The sequence below is a fragment of the Mycobacterium sp. NGS62 genome, from assembly GCF_059812285.1.
Genome location: NZ_JCALCK010000003.1, coordinates 391,986 through 414,963, shown reverse-complemented (window position 1 = coordinate 414,963; position 22,978 = coordinate 391,986). Strand labels below are relative to the sequence as shown.

Below are 22,978 nucleotides of genomic sequence, written 5' to 3'. Positions count from 1 at the left end.
ACATTGCTGCCCTCAGCAGCCGATTAACTGGCATGGTGAAATAGGCCACACAGCGTAGGTTGGCTGCTATGGCGCCGCGGGTGAAGCTGACCAATCCCGACAAGGTGCTCTATCCCGCCACCGGCACCACTAAAGCCGAAGTGTTCGACTATTACACCGGCATCGCCGAGGTGATGGTGCCGCACATCGCCGGTCGCGCGGCCACCCGCAAGCGCTGGCCCAATGGTGTCGACGAGCCGTCATTCTTTGAAAAGCAGCTGGCGTCGTCGGCGCCCGACTGGCTGCCTCGCGGAAGTGTGGTGCACAAGTCGGGAACGACGACCTATCCGATCATCGACAGCTCGACCGGATTGGCCTGGATCGCACAGCAGGCTGCGCTGGAAGTCCACGTGCCGCAGTGGCGCTTCGCCGCGGAGTGGACACGCAGGGGGGAAGAACTCAAGCCCGGGCCTGCAACGCGATTGGTGTTCGACCTCGATCCCGGTGAAGGCGTGACCATGGCCCAACTCGCCGAGGTGGCCCGCGCGGTGCGCGACGTGATCGCCGATATCGGCCTCACGGCGTTCCCCCTCACCAGCGGCAGCAAGGGACTGCATCTCTATGCCCCGCTGGACAAGCCGGTGAGCAGCCGCGGAGCCGTGGTAGTAGCCAAACGTATTGCGCAGCAGCTGGAGAAGTCGATGCCGAAGCTGGTCACCGCGACGATGACCAAGAGCTTGCGGGCCGGCAAGGTGTTCCTGGATTGGAGCCAGAACAACGGCTCCAAGACCACGATCGCGCCGTATTCGCTGCGCGGCCGCGATCATCCCACGGTCGCGGCGCCGCGCAGCTGGGAGGAACTCGGCGACAAGAAACTTCGCCAGCTCCGATACGACGAGGTGCTGGCACGGGTCGAGCGCGACGGCGATCTGCTGGCGCCGCTGGACGCCGACATCACCCCGGACCGACTGACCAAATACCGCAGTATGCGCGACGCGTCGAAAACACCGGAGCCGGTGCCCAGCGAGAAGCCGGCTGTCGGACAGGGCAATACCTTTGTCATCCAGGAGCACCACGCCCGTCGGCTGCATTACGACTTTCGGTTGGAGCGCGACGGTGTGCTGGTGTCCTGGGCGGTACCCAAGAACTTGCCTGATACCCCGTCGGTCAATCATCTGGCGGTGCACACCGAGGACCATCCGCTGGAGTACGCCACCTTCGAGGGCACGATCCCCAAAGGCGAGTACGGCGGCGGCAAGGTGATCATCTGGGACGCCGGCACCTACGAGACCGAGAAGTTTCGCGACGATGAAGTCATCGTCACACTGCACGGCAGCCGAATCTCGGGTCGCTACGCCCTGATTCAAACCAACGGCGATCAGTGGCTGGCGCACCGGATGAAAGACCAGAAGGCCTTCGAACTCGACGAGCTGAGCCCGATGCTCGCCACCGAGGGCTCGGTGGCCAATCTGAAGGCGTCGCAGTGGGCGTTCGAAGGCAAGTGGGACGGCTACCGGTTACTCGTCGACGCTGACCACGGCACCGTTCGGCTGCGATCACGCCGTGGACGCGAAGTCACCAAGGAATATCCTCAATTACATTCACTGGCAGCCGATTTCACAGACCATCGGATGGTCCTGGACGGGGAAGTTGTCGCGCTTGACGAAGACGGCGTGCCGAGTTTCTCCGAAATGCAGAACCGGGTCCGCGCCACCCGCATCCAATATTGGGCATTCGACCTGTTGTATCTGGACGGTCGGTCGCTGCTGCGCGCCAAATACCGCGATCGCCGCCGCCTGCTGGAAACGCTGGCCACCGGCACCAATCTCATCGTTCCAGACTTGCTGCCCGGCGATGGTGATCACGCGCTGGAATATTCGCGCAAACATCGCTGGGAGGGCGTCGTCGCCAAAAAGCACGATTCCACCTACCAGCCGGGCCGTCGCTCGTCGTCGTGGATCAAAGACAAGCACTGGAACACCCAGGAAGTCGTCATCGGCGGCTGGCGTGCCGGCGAGGGCGGACGCACCAGCGGCATCGGTTCCCTGCTGATGGGCATACCCGCCGACGACGGGCTGCACTTCGCCGGGAAGGTCGGCACCGGTTTCACCGAACACGCCCTGACCAATCTGAAGAAAACGTTGGCGCCGCTGCGCACCGACGAAACTCCGTTCAACACACGGCTTCCCACTCGCGACGCCAAAGGCGTGACGTTCGTCGAGCCGACGCTGGTCGGGGAGGTCCGCTACAGCGAATGGACATCGGACGGTCGGCTGCGTCAACCCAGCTGGCGCGGTCTGCGGCCCGACAAGTCACCGGACGAGGTGGTGCGGGAATGACTACCCGACGGTGCGCAGCGCAGCCTCGACGCTCGAGCGGACCGTAAGCAGGTCCTGCAGTTTGGCCGCCGCGGTCATGCGGTGCACGATCGCGGACTGGCTCACCACAACCAACTCGGTTCCGCGCCGCCGGCACTCCGCCGCCTCGTCCGCCAGGGTCCGCAGTCCGCCCCAGGAGATGAAGTCCAGCTGGCTGATGTCAGCGACCACTGGCCCCGGCGAGCTGACGTGGGCGGCTGCCTCCAGCGTCGCTCGGCGCCAGACCGGCAAGGTGTAGGCGTCTACTTCACCGCTGGCGTGGACGATCACGGCAGAACCGTGGTGTGCGAAGTTGACCTGCAGCCGGGCGGCGGTATCCGATAGTTCTTCGATGACAGTGCACATAAGGCAGCTCCAGAATGCTCTGGTGTGATTTGGCGCTGCCCTGCCCTGTCGAAGACAGACTGATCTTGCATTTCTAGCACGAACACGGTGGTCTGTCTAAAGCGATGTCTCGGGAGGTGCAGCGTGGACGATCAGGTGTATTCGCTGGCACACGAGCTGGCTGAGGTCGGCCGGCTGAGCGAGGACGAGAACGTGACCATGGTGCTCGAGCGGCTGGTGGGGCGTGCGGTGCGCACCATTCCGGGGTGTGACCACGTGACGATCACCGTCGGCGTCGAGGAAAAGCTGGAGACGGTTGCCGGTGGCGAGGCCACGTCGCTGTGCCACTCGCTGTCCGAAGCAACTCCGTGGCCTGGACCGATCCTCGAAGCAGTGCGCTATCGCGAGCCGCGCCGGGTCGACGACGCGGACACCGAGCAGCGTTGGCCGGGCTTTGCCGACCGGATGCGCGAAGCCGGTTTCCAGAGCTGCCTGGCGCTGCCGATGCCGGTGCGACGCCAGCCGCTGGTGGGGTTCACCTTGTTTTCCCGCCGCCCGCATAAGTTCACCGATCAGGCACTGGACTTGGTGTTGTTGTTCGCCCTGCACGCCGGCACCGCGTTTGACAATGCGTCGTTGTACGACGACGCCCGCCAGCTGATCGAGCACTTGCACGGTGCCCTGGCGACCCGCGAAGCCATCGGCCAGGCGCAGGGCATCTTGATGCGGCGATTCTCCTGCGACGCCAACACGGCATTCGGGCAGTTGCGCCGAATATCTCAGGACCGGAATATCAAACTGCGCGAAGTGGCGGCCAATATGGTCGACGCGCAAAAGCACGGGAAGCTGGATTCCTTCCTGCCGGATCGGCTCAACAACCGCGCAACGGCGCAATAGCGGGCGAATCAACATGCGGTGGGTGACCTATCGAGATGACGACGACGAACGCACCGGGTTGCTCTGCGGTGATGCGATCCACGTGATGCCGCCGGGCGCGACGTTGCTCGAGCTGATCGGGCGAGGCGCCGCCGGATTGCACGAAGCGGGCCAGGCGGTGTTGCGGTCGCCGCACACCGTGGTGCGGTTGAACGAGGTGACGCTGCTGGCGCCGATCCCGCGCCCGCCGTCGATCCGGGATTCGCTGTGCTTTTTGGACCACATGCGCAACTGTCAGGCCGCGATGGGCGGCGGCCGGGTACTCAAAGACACCTGGTACCGCATCCCGGCGTTCTACTTCGCCTGTCCGTCGACGGTTCTTGGACCGTATGAAGACGCTCCCACGGCGCCCGGGAGTGCCTGGCAAGACTTCGAATTGGAGATCGCGGCAGTAATCGGCAGCGCAGGCAAAGACTTGTCGGTCGACGAGGCGGAGCAGGCGATCATCGGCTACATGATCTTCAACGACTGGTCGGCGCGCGACCTGCAGCAGTTGGAAGGCCAACTGGGCATCGGTCAGGCCAAGGGCAAAGACAGCGGCGTGACATTAGGCCCCTACCTGGTCACAGCCGACGAACTGCAGCCCTACCGCCGCGACGGCAAACTCAGCCTTGACGTCGCCGCAATGGTCAACGACACGGTGATCGGTTCGGGCTCGACAGGCTCGATGGACTGGAGCTTCGGTGAAGTGATCTCCTACGCCTCGCGCGGCGTAACCCTGGTTCCCGGTGATGTTTTCGGCTCCGGCACCGTTCCGACGTGTACTCTCGTCGAGCATCTCGACCCGGCGAACCCAGAATCGTTCCCCGGCTGGTTGCACGACGGCGATGTCGTCACGCTGAAAGTCCAGGGGCTCGGCGAAACTCGCCAAACCGTCCGCCACACCCCCGCACCGCACCGACTGCCGCCACGGCCCAACCCGCAGGCCACGGCCAGCACACGCGTCAACCGGGCGCCCGCGAAGGTGCCCTATACCCGCGGACTGCACGAAGTCGCGCCGCGGGTGTGGGCATGGACGCTGCCGGACGGCGGATACGGCTGGAGCAACGCCGGATTGGTTGCCGGCAGCGGCGCATCGCTGCTCGTCGACACTCTCTTCGACCTGCCGCTGACTCGCGAAATGCTGGCCGCGATGAAGCCGGTCACCGATGAGGCGCCGATCACCGACGCGCTGATCACCCATTCCAACGGCGACCACACCCACGGCAACCAACTGCTGTACCACTCGGTGCGGATCATCGCCGCCAAGGGCACCGCCGAGGAGATCGCACACGGGATGGCCCCCGAAATGCTGGCGATGACCCAAACCGCCGACCTGGGTCCGATCGCAACACGGTATCTGCGAGACCGCTTCGGGCCCTTCGACTTCAGCGGAATCCGGCTGAGGAATGCCGACCAGACCTTCGACGACGAGCTCACCGTCGAGGTCGGCGGACGTGAAGTGCGGCTGCTGAACCTGGGACCTGCCCACACCGCAGCCGACTCGGTCGTGCATGTGCCCGACGCCGGCGTGCTGTTCGCCGGTGATCTGCTGTTCATCGGCTGCACGCCGATCGTGTGGGCGGGTCCGATCACCAACTGGGTGGCGGCTTGCGACGCGATGATCGCCCTAGACCCGGCGATGGTCGTCCCGGGCCACGGGCCGGTCACCGACCTCGACGGTATCCGCGCAGTGCGCGGGTATCTCGTTCACGTCAACGAGCAGGCCGAGGCGGCGTGGCGCAACGGCTTGCCGTTCGCGGAGGCGGCGGACGCCATTGACCTCGGCGAGTACGCGACCTGGCTGGACGCCGAACGCCTCGTCGTCAACGTCTATCAACGCTATCGCGAACTCGACCCGGGCACACCGGAATTGGAGGCGATGGCACTACTGGCCATGCAGGCCGAGTGGTTCGCCAAACACAGCTGACTCAGCACTGCGTGGCAGTACGGATCCGGCGTTGTCGATGCTCGGCACGGTCTTTGTCAGCGGCCCTGGCTACCGGGTTGTCCGCGCGGGCTTGCGTCAGCGGTGTTGCATCCAGCCAGAAACCATGCGCGCCCAGGAGCGTTTGGTCGGCGGAGTAGAACGGCGCACCGACCATGACGACGTCCTGCGTGTGATGGCGGGTGTCGATGATGCGGTGGTGCGAGCTGAACGGGTGATGCTTGCGGCGCGCATCGTAGAGCGTGGCCGCCACCCTCTGATAGTCGTCGAGGTGAACATGCGAGAGCAACAGCAGGGTAGTCGGCACGGTGGTGCCGGGTTTATAGCCGTGCATCCGCTCGACCTGCGGCGACCAGACCCACCGGTCGTCGTCGAAGTAGAACCGGAACCAGCCCAGCTGCGCTGACCAATCACCGGCGAGTGGCTGAGCGATCTGGTGCGGTTGCTTGCCGACACCATTGTCCAAGTGCAGATATGTCGTGTCCATCAGGACCCCCCTGGTCGACGCGCATGATGAGGCAGAGCGCTACGAAGACATCGCTTGTGGCTCAGCGATTGGCCCCTGTGTACCCGGTTGCTCGACGAGTTACCCCTCTTGCCTACGGTTCCGGTATGGCTGCTGTGGAATTGGAACGCCTCGAGGACGACATCGCCTGCATCACACTGAACCGGCCGGAACGCCTCAACGCGATCGACGGGTCACTGCTCGACGGTGTAGACGACGCGCTGGACCAACTCAGCGCGGGCGAGTACCGGGCGGCGATCCTGACCGGTGCCGGACGCGGCTTTTGCGCCGGCGCCGACCTCAGCGGCACGGGCGAGCCCTGGACAGCGCCGGCAGTGGCCGACTTCAAGACCAGCTACGACGGCCAAGTCCGGCTTGCTGATCAACTGACTCGGCTCTACGAATTGCCGATCCCGGTGATCGCCGCGGTCAACGGGGCGGCCGTCGGCGGCGGATTGGCCTACGCGCTACATTGCGACATCCGGATCGCATCCGATCAGGCCCGGTTCGGGTCCGTCTTCATCAAAGCCGGATTCTCCTCGATGGACATGGGCACCAGTTATCTGCTGCCCAAGATCGTCGGGGCAGGCGTGGCCCGTGAACTGATGTTGACCGGCCGAATCATCGATGCGGCCGAGGCATATCGGATCACTTTGGTCCACCAGGTGGTGGCGCCAGACGAGCTGACCGATGCAGCGCTGGGCATGGCGCGCTCGATCGCCGCGAACAATGCCTACGGGGTGTGGCAGACCAAGATCGGGCTGAACGCCGCCCTGGACGCACCCAGCTTGCGGCACGCCAAGGAAATCGAGAACCGCACCCAGATCATCAGTGGCTTCACCAACAATCCGGTCGAGGCAGCCAGGGCACACCGCGAGAAGCGGACCGCGAATTGGGATCCGCTGTAACAGTCAGACTTTCGCTATCACTTTCTCAGCGAACTTCTCCAGGTTGCGGATCTTGGCATCCAGCGGCTCGGTGTCGGGTCCCTTGATGTAGGGGACGCGGAAGCCGACGATGACGTCGGTGACACCCTTGTCCTCCAACCGTTTGATGCCGTCGACGGTGAACCCATCGGCCGAGATCGCATGGATCTCAAACGGACCGTCGTTGCCTTGTTCGTCGCGAAACCGCTTGAGCCGCACAATCAACTCGTCGAGGTCCGCCGAGTCACCGCCGCCGTGCATCCAGCCGTCAGCGCGTGCCGCCCGCCGCAGGGCGGCATCGGCGTGCCCGCCGATCAGGATCGGGATCGGCTTGGTGGGTGCCGGGGTCATCTTGGTCTTGGGGATGTCGTAGAACTCGCCGTGGAATTCGAAGTAGTCGCCGGTGGTGAGTCCGCGCACGATCTCGATGCATTCGTCAATGCGCTTGCCGCGCTTGGCGAACGGGACACCCATCAACTCGTAATCGTCGGGCCACGGGCTGGTGCCCACACCCAGACCTACCCGGTTGCCGATCAGCGCCGCCAGCGAGCCGGCCTGCTTGGCCACCAGAGCCGGCGGCCGGATCGGTAGCTTGAGCACGAAGAAGTTGAACCTCAGTATCGTCGTCACCGCACCCAGCGCGGCGGTCAGCACGAACGTCTCGATGAACGCCTTGCCGTCCAGGAACTCGCGGTTGCCGTCGGGCGTATACGGGTACGTCGAGTCGGACTCGTAGGGATAGGCGATGCTGTCCGGAATGGTCATGCTGGCATATCCGGCTGCCTCGGCCGCCTTTGCCAACGGGATGTAAAACGTCGGATCGGTCATCGCCTCGGCATAGCTGAACCGCACACCGCCTCCAGTCCTGGGATTCGTAAGACGCCAACCGAATACTAGGTTGCCTCGTTTGCCGGACGGCGGGAAAATGACTGGATCGCGATCGAAGTAAGCGATCGGAGCTAACATCAGCATGATGGCGAGCCACCGGGGTGACCTTCTCCGTGAAGTCGCGGATCTGGTTCAGGTCCTTCAAGAGCAGCGGACCGATGTTGACGCGCTGCTCGATGATCTCACGGAAAGCGCTGTCAAATCCGTACCCGGAGCGCAATATGCCGGCATCACGATCGCATCCCGTGACGGCAAAGTACGCACGGCGTCGGCGACGGGCCCATATCCGGTGTTGCTCGACGAGATCCAGCAGCACCATGATCAGGGCCCGTGTCTGTCGGCGGCCTGGGAACAGCACATGATCCGGATCAAGGACCTGGCGCTGGAACAGCGTTGGCCGGCATATTGCCGCGAGGCTGCCCAGGAAACGCCAATCCGGTCGATCATGTCGTTTCAGTTGTTCGCCAACCACCAGACGATGGGAGCGTTGAACTTCTACGCGGAGCAGCCCGATGTGTTCGACGACGACGCAGCCGAGCTCGGGTTGGTCGTAGCCACGCACACCGCCTTGGCCTGGAATCTGATGCGCCGGGACGAGCAGTTCCGCAGCGCGTTGGCGTCGCGCGACATCATCGGCCAGGCCAAGGGCATGATCATGGAGCGGTTCACGATTGACGCGGTGCAGGCATTCGAATTGCTCAAGCGACTGTCGCAGAGTTCGAACACCCCCCTGGTCGCGGTGGCCCGCCAACTCGTCGAGTCAGAACACCCCAGCCCATGACGGCAACCGAGCAGGAGCCGTCACATCGGGATCGTGCGGCGGCACGCGCCGAGGCGGCACGACGGCGGGCCGGCGAGCTGCAAAAGCGCAGAGCAGAGCTCGCGTCGGGTTTGCCGGCCGACGGCGACACTGCCGAGCAGGCGCGGCTACACGCCGAGGAGTCACTGGAACGAGCCAGACGTGCGCATCGGGACGCCGCGGAAAGACACCTCGAGGCGAGCGCGGCACACCGGCGCGCCGCCGCGGCACACGAGCAGGCCGCCATGCTCGCCGGTGATGGCAGCGGCGAGGCCCATCAGGACGCGGCCGAAGTACACCGCACCGCGGCGGCGGCCCACGACGACGCAGCCGTCGAGCAGCAGCACTTGGAGTAGCTCGTCAGGAACTGAGCCGGGCCCACGGTGGCAGCGGCACCGTGAGCAGCTCCGCTGCACCAGGCGCGGTGGTGAGAGCCAGCAGGGCTGATGCCAGCCGCTCCGGAGGTAAGACGAAATCGGCGCAGCCGGTCGCGATCGCATTGGCGGGCATACTCGGTGCCCGCGCCGTGGCCGGGTCCTGCACGAGCACCCGCCCGCCGCCCCGCTTGACCGCACAACATCCGTTGGCTCCGTCGGTCAGCGACCCGGTCAGGATGACGGCGACGGTGGGCGTGGTCTGCGCCGAACTGATCAGCAACGCGTTGCCCGGCCAGGTGCCGTCGGTGTGGTCGGCAAGTAACCACCGGCCCGTGTCATCGATCGTCGCAGTGGTCTCGGCCGGCATCACGGTGATGCCGAATTGATCGGCTGCACAACCGGCTTCGGCGCCCCGGACCGGCAGGTTCGTGCGACGGGCCAGAATCGGGACAAGCAGATCAGCGGCCTGGGTGCGGCGGCGGTGTTGCACTACAGCGATCGGGACGGAATAGGTCGCCGGGAGCCCGGCCAGGACGGTTGTAAGCGCTTGTATCCCGCCCAGCGAGGCGACGACGACGACACGCCCGAAGTTCAACGTCGTAGCGCAGTGGGCCGGAATCATCTCCATCAGAGTAGTCGCTATGTCTGGTTCCCGACATAATCGCTGTCAGATCGGGTACCCGCCGGAAGTAACCAATCGAGGGTGGCGCCCATGACCGAGGACGACGTTCGGCGCAATGCGATTCTGGCCCAACTGCCCGAACCCGAATTCGCCCAGTTGAAGCCGCACCTGCGGCTGGAGCAGAGCGAGATCAAACGCCCGGCCTACCAGCCGGGAAAGCCGATCACCGACATCTTTTTTCCGCTGACCTCGGTGTACTCGCTGGTGGCGGTGGCCGATGGGAAGGTCCAGCTCGAGGTCGCCACCATTGGTCACGAGGGAATGGTGGGGCTGCCGGTATACCTCGGCGCCACCAGTAGTCCGCAGTCGGCGTTTTGCCAGGTTCCGGGCGACACAGCGGTGATTGGCGTCGAAGAGTTTCGGCGGGGCCTCAGCCGCGACGGTCAACTGCACGCCCTGCTGAACCGCTTCACGCAGGCGACGATGGTGCAGGTCTCCCAGAACGTGGTCTGCAACCGCAGTCATGCCACCGAGGCTCGGATGGCCCGCTGGTTGCTGACCACAGGAGACCGGGTTGGGCGTGACGAGTTCTCGCTCACCCAGGAGTTCCTCGCCCAGATGCTGGGCGTACACCGGCCCACCGTTTCGGATACCGCGCAACGAATTCAGGCTCAGCAACTCATCCGCTACCGGCGCGGCGTCATCAGCATCGTCGACCGCGATGGGTTGGAGCGAACGGCATGCGAGTGCTACCACATCGTCAAGGCCGAATTCGACGACTTGCGCAACCACCGCGGTAATTCGTGAACCGGCCGTGTCAGGATTGCGCGTCCATCAACAGCAGCGCGCCGTTGACGCCGCCCTCGGCGGCTTGAAAGCCGGTGCAGGTTATTCGGACTTGCGTGGGTCGGCCGCGGCGATTGACCGCCTCGACCACCGACTCGCCCGGATTGTCCGGGTCCACGAAAGCGTTGCCGATCAACGGCCGCACAGTGTCCATCGGCAGTCCGATGTCGAGGCTGGTCAGGACCTGACCCGTGGTCTCGTCGGTGCGCAGGCCCCAGAGCTCCTCGCAGCCGCGGTTCCACACCACCACCCGCATCTCTCGATCGACCACCACCATGCCGAGATGAACCGAATTGACCAGGGAGTCCAGGAAAGTACGGGCGTCGTCGAGTTCGACGCTGCGTTCGCGCAGCGCATCGTTGATGGTGTGCAGCTCGTCGTTGGTGGACTGCAGCTCCTCGTTCATCGTTTCGAGTTCTTCGTTGGTGGACTGCAGTTCTTCGTTGGTGGTCTCGAGCTCCTCGACCGTCGACTGCAGTTCTTCGTTGGTGGTTTCGAGTTCTTCGTTGGTGGACTGCAGTTCCTCGTAGGCGGCCTCGAGCTGACGATTGGTTTGGACCACCTTGTCCAACAGCGCCCGGGTAGCGGTGACGTCGAAGAAGACGATCGATACGCCCAGTAGCCCGTTTTCGGCGTCGACCAGCGGATTGACGTGGATCTCGAACCACACGGTTTCCATGCCCGGCCGTTGCCATTTGACGTCGGGGATCCGCGCCGACCGGCGCTCGACCTTCGCTTGTTCCAAATAGGCGCGCAACTCCACCGGGCGATAGGAGACCTCCAGGTCGCGCAGTAGGCGGCCGATGTCGCGGGCCGACAGCCCGAACATGGTCTCGGCTTGCTGGTTGATCATCGCCACGGTGTCTTCGCCGGTCACCACCAGCTGCGCAACGGGGTTCGCGCGAAAAGCCAAGTCCCGCACGGTGGTCAGGCCCGGCAGTTCTCCGCGCCGGTCATACATCGTGGTCGCCGGGTCGTATCGGTCCAGTCCGCTGTGTGATCCCGGTGCTTTCTTGAAGATCCGATGTTTGAGGTTCAGCGGAGCGAACCGGTCCGCATGGCTCAACAACATCTCGGCATGTCCGAGAAACAGGGTGCCCTGTGCAGCCAGCGCGAAATGCAAGCGTCCCAGGACATTTCGTTGGGTTTCCGCATTCATGTACATCAACGTGTTGCGGCACACCAGCAGGTCCACCCGGGAGATGGGCGCGTCCTTGACCAGGTCGTTTCGGCCGAAGATCACCGCTCGGCGCAGATCTTTGTGAAAGGTGTAGCGGCCGTTGAGTTGTTCGAAATACTTGCCCAGGAACTTCTCCGGTACCGACTCGATGGCTTTGGCATCGTAGCTGGCAGCTCGAGCCTCGGTCAGCGCCTCCTCGTCGACATCGGTCGCATAGATCTTCACCCGCTGCCGGAAGTTGTCGGCTCCGAGGGTTTCGGCCAGCAGCATTGCCAGCGTGTAGGCCTCCTGACCGGAGGCGCAGCCGGCGCTCCAGACCCGGATCGGGTCGTCGGGGCCGCGCTCGGCAAGAATTCGCGGGATGACATCGGTCGCGATGTATTCCCAGGCGTCCGGGTCGCGGAAAAACGCCGTGACGTTGATCAGGATGGTGTTGAACAGCGCCGAGAATTCGTCGGAACTGGCCTGCAGCACGTCGAGATACTCTTCGAAGGTTTCATGGCCAGACTGGGCCATCCGGTGACGCACCCGCCGCATCAATGTGGCGCGTTTGTATCCGGTGAAGTCGAACCCCCGTGAATCCCGCAGGTAGCGCAGCAGTGCTTCGAATGATTCGTCGGTCTTCGTGTCCATCTGGTCCCGTCTGCCGATAAAGCGTGGCGAACCTGAACACTACTCGGCACGTGGCCTGCCCGGCCCGCATCGTCGCGGGCGGCGCTTAGAGCTGGTTTTCCGGACCCACCACCGCCCACACCGTCTTTCCCGACGGAGTCGGAATGCTGCCCCACGCGCGGGAGACCGCGGCGACGATGGCCAGGCCCGACACTCGCTCGCCGCCGCGAAACGGGTCCTCGCGTCGGACGGCCGGTGTGGAGCTGCAATCTTGCACCGAGACCGTGACCGCGGTGCCGTTGGCTTCCAGCACTAGGACCGGCGCGCTGACGGTGTGTTGCAACACGTTCTCGACGAGCACGTTCACCACCACGGTGGCTACCGGAACCAGTTCGATCTGCGACCAGGCGGCCAGATAATCGCCGACCAGTTCGCGCGCCCGCCGCAAACTGGCGAGCGAAGCGGGCAACTCCACTTGAGCCCGCCGCCTGGACCGCTGCCCATCGGCGGGCAGAGCGTTCAACGCTGCTTCGACGCAGGCGTGTACCGGCACGTAGCGCGTCACACCGGCCTGCGAGATGGTGGTTCGTCGGCCAGTGTCCGCACACACCAGAACGATTGGAACATCCGGCCAGGTGGACACATGCCAGCGCGCGCTGGTGAACACCGACCACGCGGAGGGCGCCGGAACGTCGAGCGCGTTGACGTCGACGAGGACCACCGGCGGCTCGTCCAGCGCCGCCTTGATGATGGTGTCGCGCAGTTTCAGGTAGGTCGTGCTATCCAGGACACCGTCGACGGTGAGCAGACAGGCCGTCCCCACGATGTCAGCGGAAACGGCCAGCTCACTGGTGTGCCTAGCCACTGGTCTCATCCTGTTTGCTGTACGCGTCCGATAGCCGGCTGCCCAGGACCGACATCGCATGCTCTGCTTCGTCGGCGATTGCTTGATACCGCTCGCTGAGCATTCCCGGATTGACCTGGTCGGCCAGCCGGCGGGACAGCTTGGCTTTCTCCTGCAGGCTGCGCATGGCAATCCACATCGCGCTCTCGACCTCGTCGTCGCGGGCCCGCAGCAACGAGTCAGCTGTCCACGCGTGACCGACATGGCAGCGGTAATTTCCTTCGCTGACCGCGATCAGCGAACCATTGCAATCCGGGCACGTGTAGCCGGACGGCGGTCCCAAGGACTCGGTGTCGAATTCGGTCGAGAATCGCCGGGCCATGGCGATTCGGTTTTCCAACTCCATGCGCGCGTCGGACTCCATCTCGCGCTCCTCGAATACTCGATCGGCCAACTGCTTGAGCAGCCCGCCCACTTCGGCGGCAGCCACCTCGTGATCAATCACCCCGGCGTCGATGGCGTTCAGTGGCATGGCGGGAAACAACGCATCGGAGGGGGCTTGGGCGATGGTGGCGCCGCCGCGAGACCGGATGGCGGCCGCTCCTAGCGTACCGTCATCGAGTACACCGGACAGCAGCACGCCGACTCCGCGTTGGCTGTAGGCCAGCGCCACCGACCTGAACAACGCGTTGATCGCGGGGCGGTGACCGTTCTCGGTGGGTCCCTCTGACAAGGCAATTCGGTTGTCGTGCACCAGCAAATGTCGATTTGGCACCGCGACCGAGATGGTCCCGGATTCCAAGGGCGCGCCATCGACAGCCTGTATCGCCGGCAATGGGCCGTTGCGGTCCAGGATGCGGGCCAAAACGCTGGGCGCGCCGGCGGGCATGTGCAGGGCCACCAACACCGCATAGGGTAGGTCGGGCGGCAGGCCGGCGGCAAACTGGGTGAGTGCTTCCACCCCGCCGGCTGAGGCGCCGACCGCGACCACGTTGAGGGTGTTGTTTTCGACTGCCATAGCGCTCCCCACCGTTTTGGGGTTACCCACAGACATTCAGAGACAACCCTGTTATCGGGGGATCTGACCAGACTACGCGCGTCTACCGGGGATGAGCGAGTTCGATGTCCGCCAACGGGAATGGTGGCGCGCCCACGCCCGCGATCGAGTAGCCACCCTGCGGTGTTTCTTCGGTGATGCGTGCGGACACGCTGCGTTCGCCGACCGCCAGGGTCACCGTCCGTGTGTGTCTGAGAAGTGGCGGCAATTGGTCGAGAATGGTTCCCTGCCAATGGTATTGACCGTCGATCGGATCCATGTGGCCGGTCAGGTGGACGCGTACCTCGCGGTCGGCGCCGGCAACTGTCAGCGTCGCGGGGCCGGCATAGGTCTCGTCGTGGAGCTGCATGCCGGATGACAGGTCGAATGCCGATGCTGTGAGGCAATACCGTGGACGGCCCATGTTGACGTGTTCGTTGAAGGTCTGCGCGCTGCTGCGGCGCACCTCGATGCGGGTACTGCCGCCGCGGTTCATCAATTGCAGGCATTCCGTGACGTGGCGCCCAGTCTCGGGTGCGATGGCCAGGAAGTAGTTGGGAAACCCGTGCATAGCGACGCCGAGGTAGGGCTCCATGCCGTCCTGCCACGCTTGTTGAATGCTGAGCCCGTCGGCCCCGACCAGCGTGTCTTTCGGAAGTTGCGGGGAAACCGTGAAACCGGTGCCGTAGATGATCGCGTCCACGTCATGGTGGGCACCGTCACAGGTGCGGATGCCCGACGCGGTGATCACGTCAATGGGCGAACGCACCGGTTCGACCGACGTGTGCCGGCGCCGCCATCGCCGGCGGCGCGTGCGGACGATCCGCCGCGGTGGATGGGGGAAAACCTCGACCGACGCCGCAGATGTGGCCAGCCGGCTGATCCAGCGCCCGGCGGCGGAGTCGGCGCCGATTATCGCCACCCGTTTGCCGTCCGGGTCGAATTGAGTATTGCCTGCAGCCGCCGCGAATGCCTGTCCGCCAAAGTCGTTGCGCCCGGGCAGGTCCGGAATCCACGGGATAAACGGCGACGCGCAGGCTACGACAACCCGGCCGTCGTACGTCTCGCCGCCACTGGTGGTCAGTGTCCAGGTGGCGGTGTCGTCGTCGAATACCGAGCTGACTACTTGACTGTCGACGAGCGTGAAATCGGCGATACCGGCGTTGCGCAGTTTCGCGGCGGCCGTTGCGTCACCGACGACGATCTTGTCGATCACAGGAAGTTGCTGCGCGTCCATCCGCGGCGCGCGATCCGGCCCATCAGGCCCACTTCGGTCAGAAACGCCGCCAACGGGGCGAAGCCGGCGACCTGAATCTCGTGACGGTGCGGGCTGTTTCGCGCGGTGATCCGCGCCCGTCGCGCGTCCAGGCCTGCCCTCGCGTAGGGAACCGGGTTGGTGAACAGGTAACGGAAGAACCACCCGCCCAGGCCGTTGACGTTGGCAACCAGCCACCGGTTGAGCCGCCCCATGTGCGGCACCCGCTTGCGCAGTCCGTCGCGCGCGAACTGGATGTGGCGGGCTTCCTCGGTAACGTGAATTCGCATCAGCCGCTGGATCATCGGCTGCAACTCGGGGTCGTCCATCATCTGCCGCTGCAGTGAGTCGAAAATCTCTTCGCCGATCAACGCCGCCACCCACAGCACCGGTCCGCGGAAGAACAGCGGCAGGATGTTGATCACCATCCGCTGGTAGGACCGGGGACGCACCGGCCTGGCACCCACCCGCTCGATGGCCTTGCCGAACATCACCATGTGGCGGGTTTCGTCACCCAGTTCGGTGAGCGCGTAGTGCGAGGACCGGGTGGTCGGATCCGCGTGAATGAGCTTGCGCAGCAAGGCCTGGTTGAGCATGTTCTCAAACCAGATGCCCGCCGACAGCGTGTTGACCAGTTCCTGGCGGGACAGCTCGATGCGCTGGGCGCGAGTCATCTCCTCCCACATCGGCGTGCCGTAGAGCGACACGATTTTCGGCGGAAGGTAGAACTTGTCCGGGTCCAGCGGGGCGTCCCAGTCGATGTCGACCACGGGCGCATAGGACTTCTTGACCGAGCCTTTGAGCAGCCGCTCGGAGAATTCCTCGCGACCGGGCCCCTTGACGGCAGTAGTCATCGTCGACGTCCCTTCATCAGCTGCTCCGACGGTAGGAAGAACCGGCCCAAGATGTCAATACCTACGGTACCGGGTACTTACGGTCTCGGCTATTCATTGCGGCTAGGCTTTCCCGGCAATGAGCCATCGACGCATTCATGTCATCGGGATCGGCGCGGGAGATCCCGGTTATCTGACGATGCAGGCGATCGAGGCACTCAACGACACTCAAGTGTTCTTCGCAATGGACAAGGGTTCTGCCAAAAGCGATCTGGTGGGGTTGCGTCGAGAGATCTGCGCACGGTTCATCCGCGAGCCGGGGTATCGATTCGTCGAGTTACCCGACCCCACGCGTTCCGCGGACGGTGATTACCGGGGCGCGGTGTCGGACTGGCACGCGGCTCGCGCGCGGCTCTGGTCGGCCGCGATCGCCGACGAACTCGGTCCCGGCGACGTGGGTGCATTGCTGGCCTGGGGTGACCCGTCGCTCTACGACAGCACGCTGCGCATCCTGGACACGGTCGCTGCCGAGGTCGACATCACCTACGACGTCATCCCGGGCATCACCGCCGTGCAGGCGCTGACGGCACGACACCGCATTCCGCTCAACGACGTCGGCGAACCCGTGCTGATCACCACCGGCCGACAGCTTCGCGCTCATGGGCTGTCCGGGGCGGCGGTCGTCATGCTCGACGGTGACTGCTCGTTTCTCGGCTGTCCGCCAGCCACCCGGATCTGGTGGGGTGCCTATCTGGGCACGGAAGATGAGCTGCTGGTGGCGGGCACGGTCGGCGAGGACGGCGAGCGGATCGCGTCGCTGCGCGCCGCGGCTCGGGCCCGCCACGGCTGGATTATGGATACCTATTTATTGCGCACTGCGGAGTAGGTTCCTCGCCATGGGTCCATTTCTGTTTCGTGCTGCGGTGACCGGCTTCGCGTTGTGGGTAGTCACGCTTGTCGTCGACGGGATCAGGTTCGTCGGTGGCGGAACACCGATGCAGCGGATCGGGATCGTCTTCATCGTCGCGGTGATCTTCGGCCTGGTCAACGCGATCATCAAACCGATCGTGCAGATCCTGTCGATTCCGCTGTACATCCTGACGCTCGGGTTGATCCACATCGTGATCAATGCGTTGATGCTGTGGATCACCGCCGGAATCACCGAGCACACCACGCACTGGGGCTTGCAAATCGACCACTTCTGGTGGACCGCCATCTGGGCTGCGATCGTGTTGTCGATCGTGAGCTGGCTGCTGTCCCTGGTGGTGCGCGACGCCCGGCGCATCACTCGGGTGTGACCGGCACACTGGACGCATGCCTGAACTTCCCGAGGTCGAAGCGCTCGCGGACTACCTGCGCCAACACGCCGTCGGCTTGACGATCGGCCGGGTCGATGTCGTGGCGTTTTCGGTGCTCAAGACCTTCGACCCGCCGGTGGGCACGCTGCCCGGCCAACCCGTCACCGGGGCGCACCGCTGGGGCAAATACCTGGGCCTGCAGGTCGGCGACCTGTTTCTGATCGCGCACCTGTCCCGGGCGGGCTGGTTGCGCTGGTCCGACAAGTTGGCCGGTGCGCCGCTGCGGCCGGGCAAGGGCCCGATCGCGCTGCGGGTTCATCTCGGGGTGCCCGGCGAAGCGCCCGGGTTCGACCTCACCGAGGCCGGCACCCAGAAACGGTTGGCGGTGTGGCTCGTCGATGACCCGATGGCAGTGCCGGGGATCAGCGTGCTCGGGCCGGACGCACTGCAGGTCGGCGTCGAGGAGCTGGCCGAGTTGCTGGCGGGCAACACCGGCCGGATCAAGACCGTCATCACCGATCAGAAGGTGATCGCCGGCATCGGCAATGCCTACAGCGACGAAATCCTGCACGTCGCCAAGATCTCGCCGTTCGCCACCGCCGGCAAACTCTCGGACGGTCAACTGGCTGCACTGCACGAGGCGATGGTGTCGGTGCTCACCGACGCGGTGTCCCGCTCGGTCGGCCAACAGGCCGCGACGTTGAAGGGCGAGAAGCGTTCCGGGCTGCGGGTGCATGCGCGCACCGGGATGCCGTGCCCGGTGTGCGGGGACACCGTGCGCGAAGTGTCGTTTGCGGACAAGTCGTTTCAGTACTGCCCGACCTGCCAGACCGGCGGCAAGGTGTTGGCCGACCGGCGGATGTCGCGGCTCTTGAAATAATTGCGCTGCGCCAGCGTCGACTTGTTGCGTGGCCCACCAGTGATTTGGCCCGACAACTCGACGTTCGAGGGGCACCCATTAGGGTGTTGCAATGCCTCGACAGAAGATCCTCATCACCGGCGCAAGCTCGGGCCTGGGCGCCGGGATGGCCCGCGCTTTTGCCGCCAAGGGCCGCGACCTGGCGCTGTGCGCCCGTCGCACCGACCGGCTGGACGAGCTCAAAGCCGAACTGACCCAACAACATCCGGGCATCACGGTGGCTGTCGCCGCGCTGGACGTCAACGACCACGAGCAGGTCCCCAAAGTATTCGGCGAGCTGTCCGACGAGCTCGGCGGCATCGACCGCATCATCGTCAACGCCGGCATCGGTAAGGGCGCGCCGCTGGGCTCGGGCAAGCTGTGGGCCAACAAGGCGACCATCGAGACCAACCTGGTGGCAGCGCTCGTGCAGATCGAAACCGCGCTGGAGATGTTCAAGCAAACCGGCTCGGGGCACCTGGTGCTGATCTCGTCGGTGCTCGGCAACAAGGGGGTGCCCGGCGTCAAGGCGGCCTATGCGGCCAGCAAGGCCGGGGTGACGTCGCTGGGCGAATCACTGCGCGCCGAGTACGGCAAGGGCCCGATCAGGGTCACCGTGTTGGAGCCCGGCTACATCGAGTCGGAGATGACGGCTAAGTCGGCGAGCACCATGTTGATGGTCGACAACGAGACCGGGGTGAAGGCAATGGTCGCCGCCATCGAACGCGAGTCTGGCCGCGCCGTCGTCCCGGCCTGGCCGTGGGCACCGCTGGTTCAATTGATGCGAGTGTTGCCGCCGCAGCTGACCAACCGTTTCGCTTAGCTGGCGAGCAGACCCCACTACGGGACTGGCGTGTAATGCGCTGCGTCGGTGGTGAATTCGGGCTTACCGTAGGTCGCCAGCCGAAGCTTGAGGAGTCCGATGACATATGCGTCGGTGATTTCTCGAAGCACGGGGATGCGGCTGGCCTGACTCACGGCGGTGAAACGCCCGATGATGAACGGCGCGGTGAGGGCGACGCGCATGAGGTCGGTCGGCCCCATCGATACGCCCATGGCTTCGGCGATGTCGCGGTCACCACCGCAGAACGTGCGGACGAACGTGAGCTTGGAAAAGCTCTTCTCGACTGCCTCGGCGCACCGGTCGAATAGCGTGGTGTCGGGGCGCAGATAGGCCGCCATGGTGCCGCTGACCAGTTCGCGGCAGATGTCGTCGAATCCGTCGCGCAGCAGCGCCGAGCGTGCGTGCATGACGTGCATGATGTCGGCGGGTTCGGAGGGCAGGAGTTCGGGCGGCAGACCGAGCAGAAAGCAGCGATACCTGGCGAATTCGACGGCGGCGCGCTCTTGCGTGGTGAACTTCGTCCGGCCCTGCTGACGCGCCTTGCGGGCCAACAGGTATTGGCCAATCATTCCCGCGGGCATCTGGTCGACCTGCGGTATCGGCATGCCGTAGATGCCGACATCCCACTTGTCGGATTTCTTCAGCGCGTTGTAGCGGACCATCGAGTGCATCAACCGGACCATCGCGGCGGCTTCGAAGCCCGGGCCATAACGGTCCAGCGCGCCGGGCAGGGTGGTGACGGCGAAGAAACTGGCCGTCTCGTTGACTCGCCGGGCGGCCCGCTTGCCCGAGAGCGCACCGGTCAGGGCCATCGGCAGCGCGGCATAGGTGTTGGTGAAGGTCGCGATGAAGGCCCCGCGCGTGATGAAGGGGGCCAGCAGCGCCGCGGGGATGCGCTCCTGCCGGGCGCCTTCGCGTACCTGGTCGAAGTCGATCCACTCCGGGGTGGCCTCCATCGCGGCGATGAACGATGCGAGCTCGGGCGGCGCCTCGGGCACCGCGTCGATGCCCTCGCGGCACGCCCTTTTGAGCATGTCGATCAGCTGTGTGACGCTGTGCGTGGCCATCAGCGCCGCGTAGGGATCGGCGACGACGTCGCCGAGCAGGGTGGCCGTGCTGATCAATTCCAGAACGCGGTCGTCTTCCAGGATCGGTGCGCGGTCGGCGACCCAGGTGGGCAGGGCCGAGTCGACGTCCGGCTCGGTCGCCAGGCGATCCGGCTGCTGCTCGAAGTCGAAGTCTCCATAAAGGTCGGGCTGCAAATCGCGCTGGCTTCGGACTCGCTTCGCGAGTTCGGGGTAGTACGTGACCATCACTGCCTCCGGCTAACTAACACTTAGTGAGTAATACTCACAAGTTGTTAGTTATGCTGTCAAGTGTGACTGTGACCAGCCCGAAGCGGCGCATGACCGCCGAGGGGCGGCGCGCGCAGATCCTCGACGTCGCCCACGCGATCGTCGACGCCGAAGGGTTTCACGCGGCAACGCCGAACCGCATCGCGGAGCAGGCCGGCATCAATCGGTCGTTGATCTATCAGAAGTTTGGCGACCTGGCGGGGCTGTTCGTCGAGTTGATCGACCGTGAGGCAGCACGCGCCGGCGCGCAGTTCACCGAAGCGATCTCCGGATTGGATGTTGCCGGCGAAGATCAGTCGCTGGTGCTCGCGTTCGATGGTGTGCTGGCCGCCGTGGACGCCCACCCGGCGACGTGGCGGCTGTTTTTGTTCCCACCGCAGGGCGCGCCGCCGGAGTTATATGCCCGGCTGGCTCAATCCGAGGCCGTCGTACGTGAGTTCTTTGTCAAGGAATTGCTGCGCATCAATCCCCATCTGCATGACCCCGAATACACCGCTCGGATCCTGCACGCTTCTGGCCGCGAGCTGTTGCAGCTGCACCTCAGCGATCCGCACACCGCGACCGTGGAACGGCTGCGCACCTTCGTACGGAGATTCGGTTCCGAGGTTGTGGTCCCGTCGCGGTGACGAAATGTCAGGCCGTACGGCCTCTTTCGGTGCGGTAGCGGCGCACCAGCGCGTCGGTCGAGCTGTCCGACTGCTTATCCGGCGAGGCGTCGTCGGCCAGCACCGGCAACAGCTCCTTGGCCTGAGTCTTGCCCAACTCCACACCCCACTGGTCGAAGGAGTCGATGCCCCACACCACCCCCTCGGTGAACACCTGGTGCTCGTAGAGCGCGATCAACTGCCCGAGCACCGATGGGGTGAGCCGGCTCGCCAGAATCGACGTGGTCGGCCGGTTGCCGGGCATGACTTTGTGCGGCACCACCTCCGGTGGTGTTCCCTCGGCCGCGATCTCGTCGGCGGTCTTGCCGAACGCCAACACCTGGGTTTGGGCGAAGAAGTTGCTCATCAACAAGTCGTGCATGCTGCCGTCGCCGTCGGCGGTCGGCAAATCGTCGAGCGGTTGGGAAAACCCGATGAAATCCGCGGGCACCAACCGGGTGCCCTGGTGTAACAATTGGTAGAAGGCGTGTTGCCCGTTGGTTCCCGGCTCGCCCCAATAGATTTCGCCGGTGTCGGTGACGACGGGCGTGCCGTCGGCGCGGGTCGACTTGCCGTTGGACTCCATGGTCAGCTGCTGCAGATAGGCCGCGAAGCGCGCCAGGTCGTTGGAATACGGCAACACCGCCCGCGACTGCGCATCGAAGAAGTTGGAGTACCACAGCTCGATCAAGCCGAGCAGCGCCGGCGCATTGGATTCCAGTGGAGCGGTCTTGAAATGCTCGTCGACGATGTGGAATCCGGACAGGAAGTCGGCGAAGGCTTCTCGGCCGATTGCGGCCATCACCGACAGCCCGATCGCCGAATCGACCGAATACCGTCCGCCGACCCAGTCCCAGAAGCCGAACATGTTGTCGGTGTCGATGCCGAAGTCCGACACACGTTCCTTATTTGTGGACACCGCGACGAAATGCTGTGCCACCGCGTCGTCGCCGAGCGCATCGGTCAGCCAGCGCCGCGCCGCGGTCGCGTTAGTCAGTGTCTCCAGGGTGGAAAACGTCTTGGAGGCAACGATGAAAAGTGTTGTGGCCGGGTCCAAATCAGCCAATGTCGCGACAAGGTCGGCCGGATCGACGTTGGAGACGAACCGCGCCGAGATGCCCGCGTCGGCGTAGTGGCGCAGCGCCTGGTACACCATCACCGGTCCGAGGTCCGAGCCGCCGATGCCGATGTTGACCACCGTGCTGATCCGTTTACCGGTCGCACCGGTCCACTCGCCGCTGCGCAGCCGGTCGGTGAAATCACCCATCGCGTCGAGCACGGCGTGCACGTCTTCGACGACGTTCTGCCCGTCGACGGTCAGTTTGGCGTCACGCGGCAGCCGCAGCGCGGTGTGCAGCACCGCCCGGTTTTCCGATGTGTTGATGTGCTTGCCAGCGAACATCTCGTCGCGGCGCTGCTCGAGTCCGGCCGCCCGGGCCAGGTCGGCCAGCAGGGTGAGCGTCTCGCGGGTGACGCGGTGCTTGCTGTAGTCGATATAGAGGTCACCGACGGTGACCGTCAGTTCGCGGCCACGGTCGGGGTCGTCGGCGAAGAGCTCGCGCAGGTGGCGGTCTTTGATCTGGTCGTGGTGTCCGCGCAGCGCTTTCCAGGCCGGAGTGGCGGTGATGTCAGGGATAGCGGCAATCATATTTCGACCCTAGTCGGGCCGGTC

The 22,978-nt window shown here is 64.7% G+C and carries 23 protein-coding genes and 1 pseudogene; 13 read left to right on the top strand and 11 right to left on the bottom strand.

The features are described 5' to 3' along the window. Positions 1-59: 59 nt before the first annotated feature. Positions 60-2,318: an ATP-dependent DNA ligase gene (locus AC5Y49_RS11570; RefSeq protein ID WP_499887055.1), complete on the top strand. Its 2,259-nt coding sequence runs from the start codon at positions 60-62 to the stop codon at positions 2,316-2,318. On the opposite strand, the gene AC5Y49_RS11565 is transcribed toward AC5Y49_RS11570, so the two are convergent. Continuing rightward, positions 2,319-2,702, bottom strand: coding sequence for an anti-sigma factor antagonist (locus tag AC5Y49_RS11565; protein WP_499887053.1), 384 nt, complete (start codon positions 2,700-2,702; stop codon positions 2,319-2,321). A gap of 123 nt (positions 2,703-2,825) precedes the next feature. On the opposite strand from AC5Y49_RS11565, the gene AC5Y49_RS11560 reads away from it, so the two are divergent. Both AC5Y49_RS11560 and AC5Y49_RS11555 read left to right on the top strand, forming a co-directional pair. Then, complete coding sequence (locus tag AC5Y49_RS11560; RefSeq protein WP_499887051.1) at positions 2,826-3,578, top strand: ANTAR domain-containing protein; 753 nt, start codon at positions 2,826-2,828, stop codon at positions 3,576-3,578. 13 nt (positions 3,579-3,591) lie between these two features. Then, positions 3,592-5,526: a fumarylacetoacetate hydrolase family protein gene (locus AC5Y49_RS11555; RefSeq protein WP_499887049.1), complete on the top strand. Its 1,935-nt coding sequence runs from the start codon at positions 3,592-3,594 to the stop codon at positions 5,524-5,526. A gap of 1 nt (position 5,527) precedes the next feature. On the opposite strand, the gene AC5Y49_RS11550 is transcribed toward AC5Y49_RS11555, so the two are convergent. Next, a complete protein-coding gene (locus AC5Y49_RS11550; protein WP_499887047.1) occupies positions 5,528-6,031 on the bottom strand; it encodes a PAS domain-containing protein in 504 nt (167 codons plus the stop codon). A gap of 125 nt (positions 6,032-6,156) precedes the next feature. On the opposite strand from AC5Y49_RS11550, the gene AC5Y49_RS11545 reads away from it, so the two are divergent. Further along, positions 6,157-6,957 carry an enoyl-CoA hydratase/isomerase family protein gene (locus AC5Y49_RS11545; RefSeq protein WP_499887045.1) on the top strand — a complete coding sequence of 267 codons (801 nt, stop codon included), beginning with the start codon at positions 6,157-6,159 and terminating at the stop codon, positions 6,955-6,957. A gap of 3 nt (positions 6,958-6,960) precedes the next feature. Here the strand turns inward: AC5Y49_RS11545 and AC5Y49_RS11540 are convergent, their stop codons facing one another. After that, positions 6,961-7,827 carry an LLM class flavin-dependent oxidoreductase gene (locus AC5Y49_RS11540; RefSeq protein ID WP_499887043.1) on the bottom strand — a complete coding sequence of 289 codons (867 nt, stop codon included), beginning with the start codon at positions 7,825-7,827 and terminating at the stop codon, positions 6,961-6,963. A 118-nt stretch (positions 7,828-7,945) separates the two neighbouring features. Here AC5Y49_RS11540 and AC5Y49_RS11535 point away from each other — a divergent pair, with 118 nt between their 5' ends. Together AC5Y49_RS11535 and AC5Y49_RS11530 are read left to right on the top strand one after the other, a co-directional pair. Beyond that, on the top strand, positions 7,946-8,644 hold the full coding sequence (locus AC5Y49_RS11535) for a GAF and ANTAR domain-containing protein (protein ID WP_499887041.1): 699 nt from the start codon (positions 7,946-7,948) through the stop codon (positions 8,642-8,644). After that, on the top strand, positions 8,641-9,018 hold the full coding sequence (locus AC5Y49_RS11530) for a hypothetical protein (RefSeq protein WP_499887039.1): 378 nt from the start codon (positions 8,641-8,643) through the stop codon (positions 9,016-9,018). Before AC5Y49_RS11535 ends, AC5Y49_RS11530 begins: the two co-directional genes overlap by 4 nt. A 4-nt stretch (positions 9,019-9,022) precedes the next feature. On the opposite strand, the gene AC5Y49_RS11525 is transcribed toward AC5Y49_RS11530, so the two are convergent. Next, positions 9,023-9,661, bottom strand: a complete 639-nt coding sequence (locus AC5Y49_RS11525) for a chemotaxis protein CheB (protein ID WP_499887037.1) — start codon at positions 9,659-9,661, stop codon at positions 9,023-9,025. A gap of 90 nt (positions 9,662-9,751) precedes the next feature. Here AC5Y49_RS11525 and AC5Y49_RS11520 point away from each other — a divergent pair, with 90 nt between their 5' ends. Continuing rightward, entirely contained in the window at positions 9,752-10,468 is a 717-nt protein-coding gene (locus AC5Y49_RS11520) for a Crp/Fnr family transcriptional regulator (RefSeq protein WP_499887035.1), read from the top strand. 10 nt (positions 10,469-10,478) lie between these two features. On the opposite strand, the gene AC5Y49_RS11515 is transcribed toward AC5Y49_RS11520, so the two are convergent. From AC5Y49_RS11515 to AC5Y49_RS11495, 5 genes are all read right to left on the bottom strand, one after another. Beyond that, entirely contained in the window at positions 10,479-12,320 is a 1,842-nt protein-coding gene (locus AC5Y49_RS11515; RefSeq protein ID WP_499887034.1) for a CheR family methyltransferase, read from the bottom strand. A gap of 85 nt (positions 12,321-12,405) precedes the next feature. Beyond that, entirely contained in the window at positions 12,406-13,173 is a 768-nt protein-coding gene (locus AC5Y49_RS11510; protein ID WP_499887032.1) for a sulfate transporter, read from the bottom strand. After that, positions 13,157-14,161 (bottom strand): chemotaxis protein CheB, encoded by a 1,005-nt coding sequence (locus AC5Y49_RS11505; protein ID WP_499887030.1) that lies wholly within the window; start codon positions 14,159-14,161, stop codon positions 13,157-13,159. The genes AC5Y49_RS11510 and AC5Y49_RS11505 overlap by 17 nt, the downstream gene beginning before the upstream one ends. An 82-nt stretch (positions 14,162-14,243) precedes the next feature. Further along, entirely contained in the window at positions 14,244-15,395 is a 1,152-nt protein-coding gene (locus AC5Y49_RS11500; protein ID WP_499887029.1) for a DUF4873 domain-containing protein, read from the bottom strand. Next, a complete protein-coding gene (locus tag AC5Y49_RS11495) occupies positions 15,392-16,288 on the bottom strand; it encodes an AurF N-oxygenase family protein (protein WP_499887027.1) in 897 nt (298 codons plus the stop codon). Before AC5Y49_RS11495 ends, AC5Y49_RS11500 begins: the two co-directional genes overlap by 4 nt. 118 nt (positions 16,289-16,406) lie before the next feature. On the opposite strand from AC5Y49_RS11495, the gene cobF reads away from it, so the two are divergent. The 5 genes and pseudogenes from cobF (at position 16,407) to AC5Y49_RS11470 (ending at position 19,286) form a co-directional block, all read left to right on the top strand. After that, positions 16,407-17,153 (top strand): precorrin-6A synthase (deacetylating), encoded by a 747-nt coding sequence (gene cobF, locus AC5Y49_RS11490; protein ID WP_499887026.1) that lies wholly within the window; start codon positions 16,407-16,409, stop codon positions 17,151-17,153. Between the two features lie 10 nt (positions 17,154-17,163). After that, positions 17,164-17,565 carry a phage holin family protein gene (locus tag AC5Y49_RS11485; protein WP_499887024.1) on the top strand — a complete coding sequence of 134 codons (402 nt, stop codon included), beginning with the start codon at positions 17,164-17,166 and terminating at the stop codon, positions 17,563-17,565. A gap of 16 nt (positions 17,566-17,581) precedes the next feature. Beyond that, positions 17,582-17,818, top strand: a pseudogene (locus AC5Y49_RS11480) (DNA-formamidopyrimidine glycosylase family protein); the annotation flags it as partial. Between the two features lie 153 nt (positions 17,819-17,971). Further along, positions 17,972-18,445 carry a zinc finger domain-containing protein gene (locus AC5Y49_RS11475; RefSeq protein WP_499887260.1) on the top strand — a complete coding sequence of 158 codons (474 nt, stop codon included), beginning with the start codon at positions 17,972-17,974 and terminating at the stop codon, positions 18,443-18,445. Positions 18,446-18,536: 91 nt separating this feature from the next. Then, positions 18,537-19,286, top strand: coding sequence for an SDR family oxidoreductase (locus tag AC5Y49_RS11470; protein WP_499887022.1), 750 nt, complete (start codon positions 18,537-18,539; stop codon positions 19,284-19,286). Positions 19,287-19,303: 17 nt separating this feature from the next. On the opposite strand, the gene AC5Y49_RS11465 is transcribed toward AC5Y49_RS11470, so the two are convergent. Further along, entirely contained in the window at positions 19,304-20,620 is a 1,317-nt protein-coding gene (locus tag AC5Y49_RS11465; RefSeq protein WP_499887020.1) for an oxygenase MpaB family protein, read from the bottom strand. A 92-nt stretch (positions 20,621-20,712) separates the two neighbouring features. Between AC5Y49_RS11465 and AC5Y49_RS11460 the strand changes: the two genes are divergently transcribed. Continuing rightward, entirely contained in the window at positions 20,713-21,288 is a 576-nt protein-coding gene (locus AC5Y49_RS11460; protein WP_499887258.1) for a TetR/AcrR family transcriptional regulator, read from the top strand. A gap of 7 nt (positions 21,289-21,295) precedes the next feature. On the opposite strand, the gene pgi is transcribed toward AC5Y49_RS11460, so the two are convergent. Continuing rightward, positions 21,296-22,954, bottom strand: a complete 1,659-nt coding sequence (pgi, locus tag AC5Y49_RS11455) for a glucose-6-phosphate isomerase (RefSeq protein WP_499887019.1) — start codon at positions 22,952-22,954, stop codon at positions 21,296-21,298. Between the last annotated feature and the right edge of the window lie 24 nt (positions 22,955-22,978).

Bases quoted from the DNA above. Each gene is read 5' to 3' on its own strand.
- AC5Y49_RS11565 (WP_499887053.1), bottom strand. From the start codon at position 2,702: ATGTGCACTGTCATCGAAGAACTATCGGATACCGCCGCCCGGCTGCAG.
- AC5Y49_RS11555 (WP_499887049.1), top strand. From the start codon at position 3,592: ATGCGGTGGGTGACCTATCGAGATGACGACGACGAACGCACCGGGTTG.
- AC5Y49_RS11550 (WP_499887047.1), bottom strand. From the start codon at position 6,031: ATGGACACGACATATCTGCACTTGGACAATGGTGTCGGCAAGCAACCG.
- AC5Y49_RS11545 (WP_499887045.1), top strand. From the start codon at position 6,157: ATGGCTGCTGTGGAATTGGAACGCCTCGAGGACGACATCGCCTGCATC.
- AC5Y49_RS11535 (WP_499887041.1), top strand. From the start codon at position 7,946: ATGATGGCGAGCCACCGGGGTGACCTTCTCCGTGAAGTCGCGGATCTG.
- AC5Y49_RS11530 (WP_499887039.1), top strand. From the start codon at position 8,641: ATGACGGCAACCGAGCAGGAGCCGTCACATCGGGATCGTGCGGCGGCA.
- AC5Y49_RS11525 (WP_499887037.1), bottom strand. From the start codon at position 9,661: ATGATTCCGGCCCACTGCGCTACGACGTTGAACTTCGGGCGTGTCGTC.
- AC5Y49_RS11520 (WP_499887035.1), top strand. From the start codon at position 9,752: ATGACCGAGGACGACGTTCGGCGCAATGCGATTCTGGCCCAACTGCCC.
- AC5Y49_RS11515 (WP_499887034.1), bottom strand. From the start codon at position 12,320: ATGGACACGAAGACCGACGAATCATTCGAAGCACTGCTGCGCTACCTG.
- AC5Y49_RS11510 (WP_499887032.1), bottom strand. From the start codon at position 13,173: ATGAGACCAGTGGCTAGGCACACCAGTGAGCTGGCCGTTTCCGCTGAC.
- AC5Y49_RS11505 (WP_499887030.1), bottom strand. From the start codon at position 14,161: ATGGCAGTCGAAAACAACACCCTCAACGTGGTCGCGGTCGGCGCCTCA.
- AC5Y49_RS11495 (WP_499887027.1), bottom strand. From the start codon at position 16,288: ATGACTACTGCCGTCAAGGGGCCCGGTCGCGAGGAATTCTCCGAGCGG.
- cobF (WP_499887026.1), top strand. From the start codon at position 16,407: ATGAGCCATCGACGCATTCATGTCATCGGGATCGGCGCGGGAGATCCC.
- AC5Y49_RS11485 (WP_499887024.1), top strand. From the start codon at position 17,164: ATGGGTCCATTTCTGTTTCGTGCTGCGGTGACCGGCTTCGCGTTGTGG.
- AC5Y49_RS11475 (WP_499887260.1), top strand. From the start codon at position 17,972: ATGGCAGTGCCGGGGATCAGCGTGCTCGGGCCGGACGCACTGCAGGTC.
- AC5Y49_RS11470 (WP_499887022.1), top strand. From the start codon at position 18,537: ATGCCTCGACAGAAGATCCTCATCACCGGCGCAAGCTCGGGCCTGGGC.
- AC5Y49_RS11465 (WP_499887020.1), bottom strand. From the start codon at position 20,620: ATGGTCACGTACTACCCCGAACTCGCGAAGCGAGTCCGAAGCCAGCGC.
- AC5Y49_RS11460 (WP_499887258.1), top strand. From the start codon at position 20,713: ATGACCGCCGAGGGGCGGCGCGCGCAGATCCTCGACGTCGCCCACGCG.
- pgi (WP_499887019.1), bottom strand. From the start codon at position 22,954: ATGATTGCCGCTATCCCTGACATCACCGCCACTCCGGCCTGGAAAGCG.